Annotated in this window: 10 protein-coding genes; 8 read left to right on the top strand and 2 right to left on the bottom strand. The window is 45.7% G+C overall.

Features of this window, described 5'->3' with window-relative positions; all coding sequences use genetic code 11:
* Positions 1-61 precede the first annotated feature (61 nt).
* The 8 genes from DTQ70_RS27060 to DTQ70_RS27025 all read left to right on the top strand — a co-directional run bounded on the left by DTQ70_RS27060 (position 62) and on the right by DTQ70_RS27025 (position 8,711).
* Complete coding sequence (locus DTQ70_RS27060) at positions 62-2,617, top strand: DUF5686 and carboxypeptidase-like regulatory domain-containing protein (RefSeq protein ID WP_122933693.1); 2,556 nt, start codon at positions 62-64, stop codon at positions 2,615-2,617.
* A gap of 95 nt (positions 2,618-2,712) precedes the next feature.
* Complete coding sequence (locus DTQ70_RS27055) at positions 2,713-3,417, top strand: sugar phosphate nucleotidyltransferase (protein ID WP_122933692.1); 705 nt, start codon at positions 2,713-2,715, stop codon at positions 3,415-3,417.
* Between the two features lie 73 nt (positions 3,418-3,490).
* Entirely contained in the window at positions 3,491-4,369 is an 879-nt protein-coding gene (locus DTQ70_RS27050; protein WP_122933691.1) for a hypothetical protein, read from the top strand.
* A 53-nt stretch (positions 4,370-4,422) separates the two neighbouring features.
* Positions 4,423-5,355, top strand: coding sequence for a CDP-alcohol phosphatidyltransferase family protein (locus tag DTQ70_RS27045; RefSeq protein WP_122933690.1), 933 nt, complete (start codon positions 4,423-4,425; stop codon positions 5,353-5,355).
* 1 nt (position 5,356) lies between these two features.
* Complete coding sequence (locus DTQ70_RS27040) at positions 5,357-6,388, top strand: lysylphosphatidylglycerol synthase transmembrane domain-containing protein (RefSeq protein WP_229600020.1); 1,032 nt, start codon at positions 5,357-5,359, stop codon at positions 6,386-6,388.
* A gap of 50 nt (positions 6,389-6,438) precedes the next feature.
* Positions 6,439-7,137 (top strand): HAD family hydrolase, encoded by a 699-nt coding sequence (locus tag DTQ70_RS27035; protein ID WP_122933689.1) that lies wholly within the window; start codon positions 6,439-6,441, stop codon positions 7,135-7,137.
* Positions 7,138-7,210: 73 nt separating this feature from the next.
* Entirely contained in the window at positions 7,211-8,131 is a 921-nt protein-coding gene (locus DTQ70_RS27030) for a PfkB family carbohydrate kinase (RefSeq protein WP_122933688.1), read from the top strand.
* Positions 8,132-8,141: 10 nt separating this feature from the next.
* Positions 8,142-8,711: a DUF4833 domain-containing protein gene (locus DTQ70_RS27025; RefSeq protein WP_122933687.1), complete on the top strand. Its 570-nt coding sequence runs from the start codon at positions 8,142-8,144 to the stop codon at positions 8,709-8,711.
* Between the two features lie 94 nt (positions 8,712-8,805).
* Here DTQ70_RS27025 and DTQ70_RS27020 read toward each other — a convergent pair whose 3' ends face one another.
* Complete coding sequence (locus DTQ70_RS27020; protein ID WP_122933686.1) at positions 8,806-9,315, bottom strand: hypothetical protein; 510 nt, start codon at positions 9,313-9,315, stop codon at positions 8,806-8,808.
* A 255-nt stretch (positions 9,316-9,570) separates the two neighbouring features.
* On the bottom strand, positions 9,571-16,275 hold the full coding sequence (locus tag DTQ70_RS27015) for a DUF11 domain-containing protein (RefSeq protein ID WP_122933685.1): 6,705 nt from the start codon (positions 16,273-16,275) through the stop codon (positions 9,571-9,573).
* Between the last annotated feature and the right edge of the window lie 365 nt (positions 16,276-16,640).

The following is a 16,640-nucleotide window of genomic DNA, read 5'->3' as shown; positions in this document are numbered from 1 at the left end:
TTGATTACAATAACCATTACAGCAACAGACGTGAACAACAAAGTCTTCTTGAATTAAGAAAATGAAAAGGATAACCACACTCATCGTATTAGTCCTGCTCTTGCCGATTACCCTTCTCTACGGCCAAAGCACAACGGTTGTAAAAGGAGTCATTTCGGACGCTAAAACGGGCGAAACGCTACCTTTTGTCAACGTACAGGTAGTAGGCACAACCATCGGAACTACCTCCGATGCGGATGGAAAATACACACTCAACGTACCCAATAAACAGCCTAAAATTAAGTTTACGTACATCGGTTACCAAAACATCGAAAAAGCGATTACGCCAGGCAGTACGCAAACCATCAACGTCAAAATGGCGGTGGATGCGCTTTTGCTCAAGGAGGTTGTCATTAAGGGAAAAACCACACGCTACCGCAACAAGGATAACCCTGCGGTTCAGCTCATTCGTCAGGTGATTGACCACAAAGAGCAAAATCGCATGACCCAAAACGACTACGTGGAGTACGAGCAGTACGAAAAAATATCGCTCGCCCTGAGCAATCTGTCGGATGAATTTAAGGACAAGCGTATCTTTCGTAATTATCAATTTTTGTTTGTAACCCAAGATTCGACAGGGATGGGCGGTAAAAATATGCTACCTGCTTACATGCAGGAGAAACTATCGCAAGTATATTTTCGTAAAAACCCCTATACCAAAAAACAATGGGTACAGGCCGACCGCAAGGCAGAATTTGACCAAAAATTTATCGACAACGACGGCCTAAATGCTTATTTTCGACGCTTGTACGAAGACATTGATATTTATAAAAATGACATCTCGATTGCGACCAACCTGCTTTTGAGCCCCATTGCCAACACCGCACCTACGTTTTATAAGTTTTTCATTCGTGATACCGTCAAAACCCAAACGCCTTGGTTGATTGAGCTTGGGTTTGTGCCTCGCAATAAAGCCGACATGCTTTTTGAGGGTAAACTGTTTATCACCCTCGATGGAAACTACAGCGTTCAAAATGCGTATTTGACTGTAAACAAAGACATTAACCTCAACTTCATGCGTGACCTTGAGGCCAAGATTGAATTTGTAAAAGAGGAAGATGGACGATATCGCCCCAGCAAAACGTCGTTGGGGATGGAGTTTTCGTTGGGTGAAAAAGCCGCAGGATTGTATGGTCAGCGCATCGTAAATTTCAAAAATTTCTTGACCAACCAACCCCGCCCTGATAGTCTTTACAAAGGCCCTGCCCAAGAAAATGCACCGACGTTTGCCAAACTAAATACCAATAATGAAGCCTATTGGCAAAACTTGCGCCACCTGCCCCTCGACCGCATGGAGAGCAACATCTACCGCAACGTAGATACCCTGCAAACGATTCCGTCATTCCGTCGAATCATGGACATCACTACCTTGTTTTTTGCGGGATACAAATCTTTTGGAAAAGTAGAAATTGGGCCTGCCAACACGTTTTATAGTTTCAACCCCGTGGAAGGTTTTCGACTCCGATTTGGCGGGCGCACCACCACCGAACTCAGCAATCGACTCTATTTTGAAGGGTATGGGGCATACGGTTTCAAAGACCAGAAATGGAAATATTTTGCGAGCAGTACCTTTTCGCTGAACAATAAATCGGTCTATCATTTTCCGCTGCACTACATTCGGGCGAGTTATCAGCGCGACACCAAAATTCCTGGGCAAGAATTGCAGTTTGTCCAAGAAGACAACTTCCTGCTGTCGTTCAAACGCGGCGACAATAACCGTTGGCTGTACAACGATGTGTTGAAGTTGGAATACATCCGCGAATTTACCAACCACTTTTCGTATCGACTAGGGTTTACGCAGTGGGCACAGACGCCCGCAGGCATTCTCAAATACGAACGAACCACCGACGGTGCTGCTCAAAATGTAGCCCAACTCAATAATACTGAATTGAGCTTAGAGTTGCGCTACGCGCCCAATGAGCAATTTTATCAAGGAAAACTCTACCGTACTCCACTTATCAACCGTTACCCCATTTTCACGTTGCGCTACAACGCTGGGATAAAAGGACTATTATCGGGAGAAACTGATTACCATACGGTTACGGGAAATGTAGCCAAGCGCGTTTATCTGTCACAATACGGTTTTGCCGACGTTACGGTCGAGGGTGGTTACATTTTTGGCAAAAACATTCCATTTCCACTGTTGATGATTCACCGCGCCAACCAGACCTACGCGTACCAATTGAACTCTTACAACTTGATGAATTTCCTTGAGTTTGTCAGTGACCGCTACGCGAGCATCGACGTACAATATTACTTCAACGGTTTCTTATTCAACAAGATACCATTGTTAAAGCGCCTCAAATTGCGCGAAGTGGTGAGCGTAAAAGCCTTGGTAGGTGGCCTTCGCGATGAAAATAATCCTAATAAAGGGGCCTCTGTTTTTCGTTTCCCCGTCGATTCGGAAGGACGTAGCATCAGCTACAACCTAGGCAGCCAACCGTACATTGAAGGAAGCGTTGGCGTGGCCAATATTTTCAAATTAGTTCGGGTCGATTTGGTACGCCGTTTTAGTTACCTCAACAACCCCAACACGGTTCAGTGGGGAGTAAGAACACGCTTTAGACTTGATTTTTAATTAGTTATCTGTTATTGGTTACTAGTTATCCGTTCAATAACGGTTAACAGATACACAGATAACGGTTAACAGATACACAGATAACAAACACCAACATGAATTACGGAATCATAGCAGCGGGAGAAGGTTCGCGATTGGCGAAGGAAGGATTTACCCTTCCAAAACCCATGGTGCAGTTGCACGGCGAAATGCTGATTGACCGCCTGATTGCGGTCTTTGCCCGCAACCGTGCCGAATCCGTTCATATTATTATCAACGAAAACTCAGCCGTACTCGAAGCGCATTTGTTGCAGGCCAAGTATCCCGTATCTGTTCACATTGTAAAAAAAACAACGCCTAGCTCGCTTCATAGCTTTTACGAGTTACTAAAAAGTACCGAAGCACCCAACGCTTTTTGCTTAACTACCACCGACACCGTATTTAAGGAAGAAGAGTTCGAGGCGTATATACAAGCTTTTGAAGCTGAAACTACGCTCGACGGGCTGATGGCGGTTACGTCGTTTGTGGACGATGAAAGCCCCTTGTTTGTTCGTACCGACGAACAACTTGGCATTACTGATTTTTGTGATACCAACGACTCGTCAATTCGCTATGTGTCAGGCGGAATTTACTGTTTACGCAGCAAAGCCCTGGCACAGGTAACGCGGGCGGTCGAAAGTGGCACCAATCGAATGCGCAACTTTCAGCGACGTTTAGTCGCCGAAGGATTGCAATTAAAGGCGTTTCCCTTCCAAAAAATCGTCGATATCGACCACGTAAGGGACATCGCAACCGCCGAATTGTTTTTAAGCGAAACTTAGCAAGACCTTCCAAGTTTGGTTACAAGCGAGTTCAAAACTTGGAAGGTCTCATTTGACATCAACTATTCTTACGATGAAAACCAAAACATTACTCGGAGTAACTAGAAACAAGAAATTTTCACCAAATCACGTCGGCAACGACGGTGCGATTTTTTTGTTGGTTACCCAAGAGCTCGAAAAAATGGGTTACTCTGTCCAGCTTTGGGACGAAGATACCTTCTTGGCAGCCACTGAGATACCTCAACAGTACATTTTCACCATGGCCCGTCAAAAACGGGTGGTAAAGAAATTACAACAGTTAGAAAACGAAGGAAAAATCATCGTCAATTCGGGCTTTGGGATTGAAAACTGCTTCCGTACCAATATGACCAAGAGCTTGTTGGAAAACGGGATTCCATACCCCAAAAGCTTCATTGTTCCGACCGACTATGACGGTGACGAGGTTTTTGAAAACCTTCCAGGCAAGGGTTTTTGGATAAAAAGAGGTGACTTCCATGCCATCCACAAAGAAGACGTATCGTTTGCCGCCACTGCCGAAGAAGCCAAAGAAATGCTGCAAGAATACGCCCTGCGCGAAATTCCCGATGCTGTTATTTCGGAACACCTTCGCGGCGATTTGGTAAAGTTTTATGCTGTACGCAACACCGACTTTTTCTTCTGGTTTTATCCGTACGCCAACAATCACCACAAGTACGCCGAATACGAACACATCAACGGCCAATCAGTTTATTATCCGTTTGACGAAAAAGCCTTACAACAAGCCGCCAACGCCTCGGCAGAAGTACTCAACATTCACATCTACGGAGGCGATGCCATCATCGACAAACACGGTAATTTTCACCTCATCGACGTCAACGACTGGCCAAGTTTTGCGCCTTGCCGCCAAGAAGCATCCGTTTATATCGCTCAAGCCATTGCCGAACAATTTGAACTACAGCCCGTAAATAGTTAACTGTTATCAGTTACTCGTTGATACTTAACCATTACCTATACTAACGATAACGAATGGAGACATTGACAAAAGATACCCAAACGCCTCAGCCAAGTGCATTTCAAAGTTCGCTCAAGTCCAGCGATACCGAAGAGCGAATTGACATTTGGTTTTACCGCCCCATTGGCTACCAAATTGCACTTTTTTGTGCCAAAATCGGCATTACGCCCAACGCCGTCACCATCATCAGTATTTTCTTTGGCGTAGCGGCGGGGATTCTCTTTTATTACCAAGAATTGTGGATCAACGTCATCGGGATGTTATCGTTGGTGTTTGCCAACTCCCTCGACAGCGCCGACGGTCAGTTGGCTCGTTTGACCAACAACAAAAGCCGTTTGGGACGTATTTTAGACGGACTGGCGGGCGATTTTTGGTTCATTGCCATTCACGTCGCTATCTGCTTGCGCAGTCAAAACGAAGGCTGGAGCGCCCTGATTTGGGTGCCTGGCGTAATTGCAGGATTATCTCACATCGTTCAATCAGCCATGGCTGACTACTACCGAAATGTTCACTTGTTTTTTATCAAAGGAACTTCTGGGAGTGAGTTAGACAACAGCCGCGATTTGCAAAAAGAATACGATGCCCTTTCGTGGAGTAATCATTTCTTCCCGAAACTCGTTGCCCGTAATTACCTCAATTACACCAAATTACAAGAAAGTTTCTCGCCTAATCTTCAAAAACTTTTGGGCGTAGTGCGCGAACGCTTCCAAAACGGCTTACCCGAATGGCTTATCACCGATTTTCGGGCCATGAACAAGCCGTTGATGAAATATACCAACATCGTTCAGTTCAACACCCGCGTACTGTTCTTGTTTTTGTGGCTCTTTATCGACCAAGCGTGGATTTACTTTCTCTTCGACATTTTTGTGCTTAACCCCATTTTGATTTACATGTGCGTAAGTCAGGAAAAAGTAAGCCGTCATTTTTACCAAAAACTAACTGCCTAACGTGAAAATCAACGCCGTTACCTACAAAATCCTGTTTATGGCCATTGGCATCGGTACGCTGGTGTACATGGTGCATGGCTTGGGTATTGAGGTTATTTGGGAAAATATCCAAAAAACAGGTTGGTGGTTTGTGCCCGTCATTGGCAGTTGGTTGGTGATTTATATCCTGAATGCGTTGGCGTTCAAAGCCATTATTGAGGAACCTAATTTGCCCCAAAGCAATCTGTCATTTGGGTCAGTTTTGCGACTCACCATTACGGGCTATGTGATTAATTACATCACGCCTTTTGTGGCGTTGGGCGGTGAGCCTTACCGCATTATGGAATTAAAGCCCACGCTGGGACTCCAGAAAGCAAGTTCGTCGGTGCTGCTCTACAGCCTGATGCACATGTTTTCGCACGTGATTTTCTGGCTGGCGTCTATCTTGCTCATTTTTGCTTTTGTGCCGCTGGCTCCTTTGATGCTCACGGGTTGTTTGATTATGCTGGTGGTGGGGCTGATACTGGGATTTTGGTTTATGCGAGCCTACAAGCGCGGCTTTACCGTCAGTACGTTTCGCTTGCTGACGCGCCTGCCTTGGGTCGGGAATAAAGTACAAGCCATGCTGGCCAACAAAGCCGATACGTTGCACGAAATCGACGACCAAATTCGGATTCTCTACGCCGAACGACGTCCTCGCTTTCACGCTTCACTTTGGCTCGAATTTGCAGCGCGCGTGGTGGGTTGTGCCGAAATTTACTTTACAGGCCAAGCCATTGGGCTCAATATGTCCATCGTCGATTCGCTGATTATCAGCTCTGGGTCGTCGTTGTTTGCCAACCTTATTTTCTTTTTACCCATGCAGCTCGGCACCCGCGAAGGTGGCTTGGCGCTGGCCCTGACGGCCGTGGGTATGCCTGCCACGGCGGGGGTATTCATCGGGTTGGTAACGCGCATCCGTGAAGTGGTTTGGATTGGAATCGGACTATTGATGATGAGAACAAAAAAAGCGCAACCTGTTGTCAAGGAAGAAGAAGAAGAGCTCACTTACTGATATTTAACACCATTAACAGTTAACCAATAACTGTTAACAGACTGTCACTTATGATAAAAGGATTGCTATTTGATTACGGAGGCACTATTGATACCAACGGCCTCCATTGGGGAAGGGTACTTTGGGACAGCTACGAAAAACACCAAGCAGGTGTACCAGAAGCAGTTTTTCTGAAAGCCTATTCCTACGGAGAAAGGGCCTTGGCCATTCACCCAATTATTGAGCCTCGGCACACTTTTTTAGATACGTTACAACTGAAAGTAGAACAACAGTTTTTGTTTTTGCGCAACGAAGGCATTGACCTACCCGCCTCACTTGGCGAAGCCATTGCCCAGGACTGTTACCAGTTTGCCAAAAGTACCGTTCAGCAAGCAGCGCCCGTTTTGGCTGAATTGGCCGAACGCTATCCTTTGGTGATGGTTTCTAATTTTTACGGAAATCTGTCCACCGTTTTGCAAGACTTCGGAATTGCGGGGTATTTTCAAGCGATTGTTGAATCGGCGGTTGTGGGGGTTCGTAAACCCGATGCGGCCATTTATGCTTTGGGCGTAAAAGAGCTGGGATTTGCTGCTCACGAATGTGTCGTCATTGGCGATTCACACAGCAAAGATATTGTACCTGCCAAAACCGTTGGTTGTCAAACCATTTGGCTCAACGTAAAAGGCTGGGAAACTACCGAGGTAAGTTCGGAAGCTGACGTTGAAATTGATGACTTTGCTCGGATTCTTGAGGTTATCGGCGGGTTGTGAGCAACCCTTGACACTTGAGCGGGTTGTGAGCAACCCAATGTACAAAACACAGACACCAATATATTTAACAACCATGTATGACATTTGCACCATCGGGCACATTACTCTTGATAAGGTAGTGACCCCGCAATCAACCAACTACATGCCTGGCGGCACCTCTTTTTACTTTTCAAAAGCATTGCAAAATGCCGAAATAAGCTACGCTCTTATCACAGCTGTAGCGACAGAAGAGTTAAAAGTAGTCGCCGAATTGCGTAAATCAGGCACCGAAGTATTTGCCTTACCTAGCGAGCACACGGTGTATTTTGAAAACATTTACAGCTTTGACCAAAACCACCGCGAGCAAAACGTTTTGCAAAAAGCTACGCCCTTTGACGTTCCCGCTCTCCCCGACCTCCAAGCGCGGATTTTCCATTTAGGCCCGCTTCTTTCCGACGATATTTCGGCGGAGTTGGTGAAAGAATTGGCGCGTCGCGGCATGGTTTCGTTGGACATTCAGGGCTTTTTGCGTTACGTTGATAATCAAAAAGTACGTTATCGCGATTGGGCCGACAAAAAAGCATTGCTTCCTTATATTGGTGTTTTAAAAGCCAACGAATTTGAAATGGAGGTATTGACGGGCCACCACCGTGTGAAAGATGGGGCAGAATATTTGGCAGATTTGGGCGTTAAAGAAGTAATCATCACTTTGGGAAGCCACGGCTCGGTTATCTATACCGATGGTGTATTTCACAAAATCCCTGCATTTACCCCATCCCAAGTAGCCGATGCTACGGGTTGCGGCGACACCTACATGGCGGGGTATTTATACCAGCGCATCAAAGGAGCATCTGTCCAAGAAGCAGGCGAGTTTGGTGCCGCCATGGCCACCATCAAAATCGAAGCATCGGGGCCTTTTTCTAGTGATTTTGAAAAAGTAGAAAACGTACTAAAGTTTGGCGCTCACAACGGATACCGAAAGGTCTTTTCGTGGTCGGAAGCCCTGCTTCAATAGCCTTGTTATTATGAAGAAAAGTCTTTTTGTCTTTTTATTTACAGCCATCCCTTTTTTATTCTCTGCCGTTTCACCCGAAGGTTCGTCGGTCAATACCCCACTGCCCGACCCCGACACCTTTCCTGTGCCCCGCGGGATTCCAGAACTGCTATTTTATATCCAACGCGACCCCAATACCAACACAATTTGCTATGAGCTAAATGTGGACAAAAATGGCAACTTAGAAGCCGAAGATCCCGTACACGTTTTCTGGATTCGGTATCCTGAAGGAGGAATGAGGAAAGACCTCAATTTTATTCAACGTAAGTTTGCCTACGGCATCAACGTCAAGGCCAACAGCAACGGAAGTTACGATTTGCGGTCGGTGGCTTACTCAAAATTACCACTTCATTTACGAAAAGATAATTACAACAAGTACCACGTTTATACCGACATCAACAAAAAAGAATGTATTCTGAGTCGCGTCTTTATTCGCATTGATGGAGGCTCTTTTTGGTCACCCAACGTGCTTTTTATCGAGCTCAAAGGCACTGACGTCGTCTCAGGAAAAACCATGGTTCAACGTATAAAACCTTCCTAATTCGACGTTTCCACCAAAGAAAAAACCCTCCCTGAATCGCTCAGAGGAGGGCTTTTTTATGATCTTGATTTTTGGAATCGTGTAGCGACCTAGTTTATTCTTCCGACAAACGAACTGCCGTTGCTTGGCTTTTTGTATCAACATTCAATGGACTGTCAATCAACACCGTTGTTTGCGTAAACTCATCTGCGATAGGCAACGCTGCTAACAATTTTGTAAAGTTCATTTTTACCGTTGGTAAACCTGGATTTTCGTCAACAGTTGGTAAAGAGGCCAACAATTTTGCACCACTGATACGCGGAGCAGGAGTTTCGATATTTTCATCAGTTACTGGCAATGAAGCTATTAGCATTTGTGGTGTCATTGTTGAAACTGATACGAAAGTAGCAGCATTTGCATCTTCAGTTGGCAAAGTAGCCAATAACTGAGATTCGGCTTGAGTGAATTTTCTAGTAGGTTGAGCTTCTGCTACGGTGGTTAAACCTACAAGACTTAATGCGATGGTTGTGATAAGCGATTTCATGGTTTTATTTATTTGTATGTGGCTGTAATTCTGTTTGTGTTTTGCTTTTTTGTTGATACAAAGATTGCCTGTTTTTGCCATTCCCGAAAGCAGTTAATGACGAAGGGTATTTTTCAATGACGAACGACCTAAAATAAATACAAACGGAATTATATTCTGTTGAAAATTCTAAAAACGCCCATAAAAGGGTTAAAACAGGGTTAAATTGGCCTAAAAACGAGATTAAAACCAAATTTTATTTTACAATAACATATTAAAATAGTACAATTCCAAAATCCTACCCAATAAAAAAAGCCGTTTCGAGTGAAACGGCTTTTTACTTATAGCTCACTTTTTTTACAGCTTCTTACCCGCCTTCTTGGTTTGTTTGATTGTAAAAGGAATACACAAATCAACTGGGCAGCAGTTCGTACCAGCTTCGATGATAACTGGACAACAGCCTTCCGCTGGACACGTCTGGTTCGTGGCTGTGAAAGTGTAACTTCCCAAATCAGACAACAACAACGAGTTACCACTCGCTACTGGCGTTGTACCGCCATTTTTGAACCATTGTACATTGGTATATTTCGCAGGAATATTTACTTCCACTACTTCCCCTGGGCATAGTTTCACTGGCACCGTAAAACATTCGCGGTCGATGTCATCTTCGGTATCATCGTCATTACACGGCGTCGAATCTACATCCTTCTCGTTGGTCGTACAAATCTCCGCCGTATTGAAATGTATGCCTTCTTGCGTTACTTTGATTTGGTAAGTCAACGTCACTGTGTCGCCATTGGCCGATATACTACCAATGTTCCACTTTATTACATTGCCACTTATCGTCGCACTACCACGACTCGCTACAAAACTTCCACTCACAAACTGCACTGTAGTCGCGATGCTGTCTGTCACCGAGACGCCCGTGGCATTTGTCGCTGATTCGTTCCATACTTTTAAAGTATAGGTCAACACATCGCCAATCTGAGCTATTTTCTTGCTAATAGACTTCGACAATGCTAAGTCCACTTCTTTTGTACAATCTTGCGCATTGATTGTCGCTGGGACGCGGCTTGTACTCACCGCCGTTGGACAGGTCGGATCAGTACTGCGTGCTTGCGCGTAGAACACCGTATTAGACGTCACCGTACCACTTGGCTTGAAACTCAAGCCCGTCGCTAATACTGTTCCGCCCGTTTGTTGGCTAAACCATTCTACCGTCGCAAGACCCACCACCGTCGCTTTCAACGTTGGGAAAGTATCACCGATACAAGCCGTCAAACTTGGCGTCAACAATTGGGGCAAGGCTGGATTACAGTTACAATTAACGCCCGCTATCGTCGTATCAGTCTTACAAATTGCGCTCAAACTATCGGTAATAATTACGTTCTGACCCGATGGAATACCTGTTACTGTGTATGGATTACTTCCGCTCAATGTACCTTTACTCACTTTCACAATGCCCAATTTGTTGGTCACTGTGAAGGTAAAACTATACGTCTGAGCATCGTTTGAACAAACAGGAGCCGCTGAACTAATCGACGATTTAATACAAGGTTGTTGACAAACTGGGACAATCACCTTCACCGTATCTTGACAACCATTTACCGAATAAACAAAATTAAACGACTTGCCTTGGGCAGTGGCGTTGGTGATACTCACCAAGCCAGCACTGTTTACCGTCGTGCCCGTCGGATTGCCCGTCAATGCTGACCATGTGCCTCCCGTCGGCGTCCCTGATAATTGTACGCTTGATTGCACATTGCCGTTTGAACAAACCAAGGTCGTATCTTTACCCGCGCTTGGTTTGGCATTCACCGTCACTACCACATTCGCTGTGTCTTTACAACCAGCCGCATTTTGTGCCACCAACACATACGTCGTTGTACCAGTTGGTTTCACAGACGCTGGCGTCGTCACTACCGTGCCATTCGCCGTACCTACCGTCCACACTGGACTCAAGTACGTATTGTAATTGGTAATCTTAGAAGTTAAATCCACTGACTCTCCTGCGCAAATCGTCGCGCTGCCGTCGGCTATCACTGGCTTGGCAAGTACAATCACTTGCGCCGTGTCCGTACACGTTTGACCGCCGCTCATTACTGAGTAAACAAAACGGTATGTTCCCACTGCATTCAAGCCACTGATGTTGCCACTGGCATCTATCGTTGCTGCTGACGGGTTGGCTGGACTGCCAATTGGTGCCCACATGCCACCTGTCGTCACTGCCGTCAACTTCGCTGTTTTGATTGGTTGGCATACATTCGCTGCATCAGCTCCCGCATTTGGTTTTACACAACCTGCACATGGCGCGACCGTTACTGCGACCGTGTCTTTGCAACCTGCCGTTGTTGTGTAAATAAACTGGTACGTTCCTGCGATAGTCATGCCTGTCACGTTGTTACCCGTAATCGCTGCCGTCGTTGGTGTTGTCCCTAATTGTGACCAGCTTCCTCCTGCGGGGCTTGGCACTAAAGTATAACTTGTTGCCAAAGTATTTGTCGCCGCATTCACACACGCCAAGGTCGTGTCTTTACCCGCGCTTGGTTTGACATTCACCGTTACTACCACATTCGCCGTGTCTTTGCAACCTGCTGCATTTTGTGCCACCAATACGTAAGTCGTTGTGCCAGTTGGTTTTACTGAATTTGGCGTTGCTACGGCCGTGCCATTTGCTGTTCCTATTGTCCACACTGGACTCAAATACGTATTGTAATTGGTAATCTTAGACGTCAAATCCACTGACTCGCCTGCGCAAATCGTCGCAGAACCGTCGGCAATTACTGGCTTGGCAAGTACAGTCACTTGCGCCGTGTCCGTACACGTTTGACCACCGCTCGTTACCGAATAGACAAACTTATACGTGCCCGCTGCATTCAAACCGCTGATATTGCCATTGGCGTCTATCGTTGCTGCGCTTGGATTGGCGGGACTACCAATCGGTGCCCACGTGCCTCCTGTCGTCACTGCCGTCAGCTTCGCCGTACTCGTTGGTTGGCATACATTCGCTGCATCAGCACCTGCATTTGGTTTCACACAACCTGCGCACGGTGCTACTGTTACTGCTACCGTGTCTTTGCAACCTGCCGTTGTTGTGTAAATAAACTGGTAAGTTCCTGCCACACTCATACCCGTTACGTTGTTGCCAGAAATAGTCGCCGTCGCTGGAGTTGTCCCTAATTGTGTCCAACTTCCTCCTGCGGGACTTGGGACTAAGGTATAACTTGTCGCCAAAGTATTTGTCGCGGCATTCACACAAGCCAAGGTCGTATCTTTGCCTGCATTTGGTTTGACATTCACCGTCACTACCACATTCGCCGTGTCTTTACAACCAGCTGCATTTTGTGCTACCAATACATACGTCGTTGTGCCCGTTGGCTTCACTGAACTTGGCATTGTTACGGCCGTACCACCCGCCGTACCTACTGTCCACACTGGACTCAAGTAGGTATCGTAATTCGTGATTTTCGTAGTCAAATCAACTGACTCGCCTGCGCAAATCGTCGCACTGCCGTCGGTAATTACTGGCTTGGCGTTCACTACCAATTGTACATAAGCTGTGTCCGCACAATTCACATCTCCCGTCGTGTTTACCACCACTGCGTAATACTTCGTTCCTGCCGTGGTTAATGCTGCGCCACTTGGTGTAAACGTCGTACTTGTTGCCCCACTCACGGCTGTGCCTAAGCTGCTCGTTGTGTCTGCCAATGGGCCATACCACTTGTAGTCGACGCCTGTACTTGGCGTGGCTGTGTAGGCCGTTGCTGTACTGCCTACGCAAATTGTCTGTACTTTCGGCGTCGCTAATGCCACTGGTTTGGTGCACAGAATACATTCAAATGTATATGTCACCTTCGCACTCGCATACGCCCGCGTCCGTTGTAAAGCACGCAAGTTGCCTCCACCGCCTGTCAAACTAAGGCCAGATAACGTACTCACTTCTAAAGGCACATTGCCCGTCCCAATAAAGGGAGCCAGCGCCAATGCTGTATTATACGTAAACGTTCCACTCGCCGAATCCGCTATCATCGGGTTGATATACATGTCATCGTCATCCGTCGCATCGCCCGTCGCATTCGTCACCCAACGCGCATCCACCCGAGGGTCTTTGAAAACAGACAAATAATCACTTACCCACGACTCCATGCGACCCAAGGTTGTTGGCGTGGGTACTGGCGATGGAATACTATCTCCCGCCCAATTACCCGTCGCTGGTACCAAAATACCTCCTGGCAACGTCGTTTGAGGAATCGCCATCTCTAACATATTCGTCGCGATGTCTGTCCCATTCAAATTAATCGTTGCCTCCGAACTGGCAGTCGCACTGAAAGACTGCGATTGGGCTGCGCTGTTTTCAAACACAAAGGCCGTTTTGCCACCCACTAAATATTCTAATTTCACCGATGTTAGCACCCGAGTGCCGCCTTGTTCGTCAAACTTTGGTATAATAATCGGCAATGAGTTTAGCTCTGTGATGTCCACTTGGGTACCATACTCATACGTCACTGTACTAGGCGTTCCTTGCACGCAAGTTACGGCACAAGTTCCTGGGTCGGTCACAACTACAGTCGTCGAGCAGCCTGTTACATTGTCCGTAATTGTTAAGGTCACGTTGCCTTTGCCCGCGCTTCCTACTGGCGTACGTAATGGGGTGTTCAAGCCACAATTTACCGAAGTTGCCGCGCTGCCGTTTGATAACGTTACTGCTAGTGGATTCCCGCCTTGCGTGGCCGTTACCGTAAATTTATTGGTGCTCATGGGCTCAGTGGACACATGAATGCTAAACGTCATGTAATCATCTGTACCATCTTCAGGCGTACCGTTGGCGTGGCAAAGAGCCGTCACTGCGGGAGCTGTAATTTTGCTCACATCCAACTGGACAAAGGCCGTATCCGCACACGTCACATCGCCCGTGGTATTCACTACTACTGCATAGTATTTTGACCCCGCAGTACTTAAAGCTGCGCCACTTGGCGTAAAAGTCGCAGTCGTTGCGCCGCTGATGGCCGTACCCAAACTGCCTGAGGTATTCGTCAGTGGGCCATACCATTTATATTCTACACCCGTGCTTGGCGTTGCCGTGAAGGCTGAGGCTGTTCCACCAACGCAAATCGTTTGTTTTTGAGGAGTGGCTGAGGCTACGGGAAGCGTACAACATACCACTGGCGCAATAGTTATCGTCGTGTCTTTATAGCAATCGTTTGAGCCATTAAACAACCGTAATATATATGTCCCACCCGTATTTGGAATACCCGTTTTTACGTTTTTATTGGTGGAGTAAGCTGTGGCCGAAGCATACGCGGGGCCATCGTATGTTGCTGCCCCTAAGGTGCTAATTCCACATTTATCAGTATTCGTAGCCGACACAAGGGTGATTACACCGTTGTTGTTGGCAGTGGGTCCAGTACAAGTTGGATTTGAAACGGTCAGGTTCCCAAATGCAGGAGCAGGAATTACCGTAACGGTCACACAATTACTTGTATCACTACATTTTTTTTGTGGGAAGTTACATCCTCCTACGACCGAAGTCACTACCCGATAGTACGTAGTCTGCGAAACAACTGGAGAATCATAGGTACTATTGGTAGCCCCTGCAATATCAGTAAAACCTGTAGTGCACGAAGTGGTACTTTTTTGCCATTGGTAGCTAACCGTCCCACTACCCGCAGCTGGGGTACTTTCCGAAAAAGCAACAGGATCCGTACCTGCACACACTGTTTGATTACCAGTTATCACCGATGCAGTTATGTTGGCAAAATCAACGTTTACCTCAATAGTAAAATCACCACATGTACCTCCAACATTAGTAAGCGTGTACTTTCCGCATCCGTTTAATCCAGTAACAGTAAAACTAAGGTCACATTCATTAAATGACATACCTACGTTTGTTGGCGCAGCCGTCCAGGTTCCCCCGCAAATTGGGGCGTTACAAGCTCCAACGATCTGAGAAAGGAAGATTTTATCTCCCACTTTAACGTTACAAAGTGTTGTATCAACTTTAGTTGAAGCATTCACTGGGCAAGCCTCAGAAGCAATTCGGAGGGTTTTAGGGTTTTGATTTGGAACATTCCCTGCTGCCGCACCCATATAGGATAAATCAGACGGCTTAATCATTGAAACACAATCTCCATGAGGACCAGCAGCAATATACAACACATCTGCGGCAGGATAATAAAGAATACCACGACCACCTTTAAATCCAACTGTAGGCGTGGTTGTTTGTTCATCTTTTGTCCACGCTACTAAATTACCATTAGGATCATATTTTAATATCCAAGTAAAGCCCGTCCAAGTGGTACCTTGATAATTAAACCAAGGGTCTTCAGCTATTACATACATATTACCCGCATCATCGGCAGTAATACCCCAAAGCCATGCAGACTGAATAGGTAGATTCGCTGCTGCTGCACCTGGCGGCACGTTGTTGGCAGAAACCAATGGAGAGTAATTTGTATGATTAACAAAATCAGCATCAGTAGGGGTAAATCTATAAATAGCTTTCGTACCAGTAGCACTGGCAAATGCGGGATCAAGGCCTGTCGTTGCATAAAAAGTGCCATTTGAGCTAATAAAAAGCCCCCAATCAAGCTGAGTACTTCCATTGAGGGTTACGTATCCTTGAGCAGAACCATCGCAAAGCGCATAACGACTGATGCGGTTGTTACTCGAAGAGTTTACAAATAAATACCCATCTTTGGAGACGATATTATAACCAGCATCATTGATAAAATTTAGGTTGACTAAAGTACCCTCGCAGGTAATTTTAGCAATTGGTCCAGTATCTGAATTTGCACCGATATAAAGATTGCCATTCAAATCTTGTCCTAATCCGTGCGGAGAGCCTAAACCACCACCTTGCGGAAACCAAGGAATATTCCCTAAGCCGTTTGGAACTTCTGTCAGTGTACCACCAGTACCAATTTTAAGTTTATGAACAAAACCTTGTGTTTGATAATCCTGAGGATCGTTCAAATAAAGATAATCTGTGAGTTTGCACGTTTGTGCATTAAGTAACCTGCTAAAAAGCAACGAGGCAATAAGTAAGGTAGTTAACTTTTTCATAAATTATTTCTTATCAAAAACGTAGTGAAATAAAGGACAAATATTATTTGCAGGCTTCTAACGGTCTGTTTGCCCTGGTATATTCATGGTATAAAATCATTATAACCCACGAAATAAAACTGTTTAAAAAATATTCTGTAATCAAAAATCCATATCCTCTCCTATCAAAACAAATTATTTTTTATAGCCATACTCTGGTATAAATAATCTAATTTTTCGCCAAAAAATACCCTTTTTACCTTCTAAAAAATACTCCAAAAAACATGCCAAGTAGAAAATAAAATAGCCTATATACGTTTTTTTTATACTTAATCACAGATTTGAGCTAAAAAATAGAAGCCCTATCCCTCCCTCCCAAAAAGGCA

The sequence above is a fragment of the Runella sp. SP2 genome, assembly GCF_003711225.1.
Classification (GTDB): Bacteria; Bacteroidota; Bacteroidia; order Cytophagales; family Spirosomataceae; genus Runella.
The sequence above is the reverse complement of the archived record's forward strand: the minus strand, read 5'-3'. Positions and strand labels throughout refer to the sequence as shown.

Excerpts from the sequence above, each read along its gene's own strand:
- DTQ70_RS27060 (WP_122933693.1), top strand. The coding sequence starts at position 62 with ATGAAAAGGATAACCACACTCATCGTATTAGTCCTGCTCTTGCCGATT.
- DTQ70_RS27055 (WP_122933692.1), top strand. The coding sequence starts at position 2,713 with ATGAATTACGGAATCATAGCAGCGGGAGAAGGTTCGCGATTGGCGAAG.
- DTQ70_RS27050 (WP_122933691.1), top strand. The coding sequence starts at position 3,491 with ATGAAAACCAAAACATTACTCGGAGTAACTAGAAACAAGAAATTTTCA.
- DTQ70_RS27045 (WP_122933690.1), top strand. The coding sequence starts at position 4,423 with ATGGAGACATTGACAAAAGATACCCAAACGCCTCAGCCAAGTGCATTT.
- DTQ70_RS27035 (WP_122933689.1), top strand. The coding sequence starts at position 6,439 with ATGATAAAAGGATTGCTATTTGATTACGGAGGCACTATTGATACCAAC.
- DTQ70_RS27030 (WP_122933688.1), top strand. The coding sequence starts at position 7,211 with ATGTATGACATTTGCACCATCGGGCACATTACTCTTGATAAGGTAGTG.
- DTQ70_RS27025 (WP_122933687.1), top strand. The coding sequence starts at position 8,142 with ATGAAGAAAAGTCTTTTTGTCTTTTTATTTACAGCCATCCCTTTTTTA.
- DTQ70_RS27020 (WP_122933686.1), bottom strand. The coding sequence starts at position 9,315 with ATGGCAAAAACAGGCAATCTTTGTATCAACAAAAAAGCAAAACACAAA.
- DTQ70_RS27015 (WP_122933685.1), bottom strand. The coding sequence starts at position 16,275 with ATGAAAAAGTTAACTACCTTACTTATTGCCTCGTTGCTTTTTAGCAGG.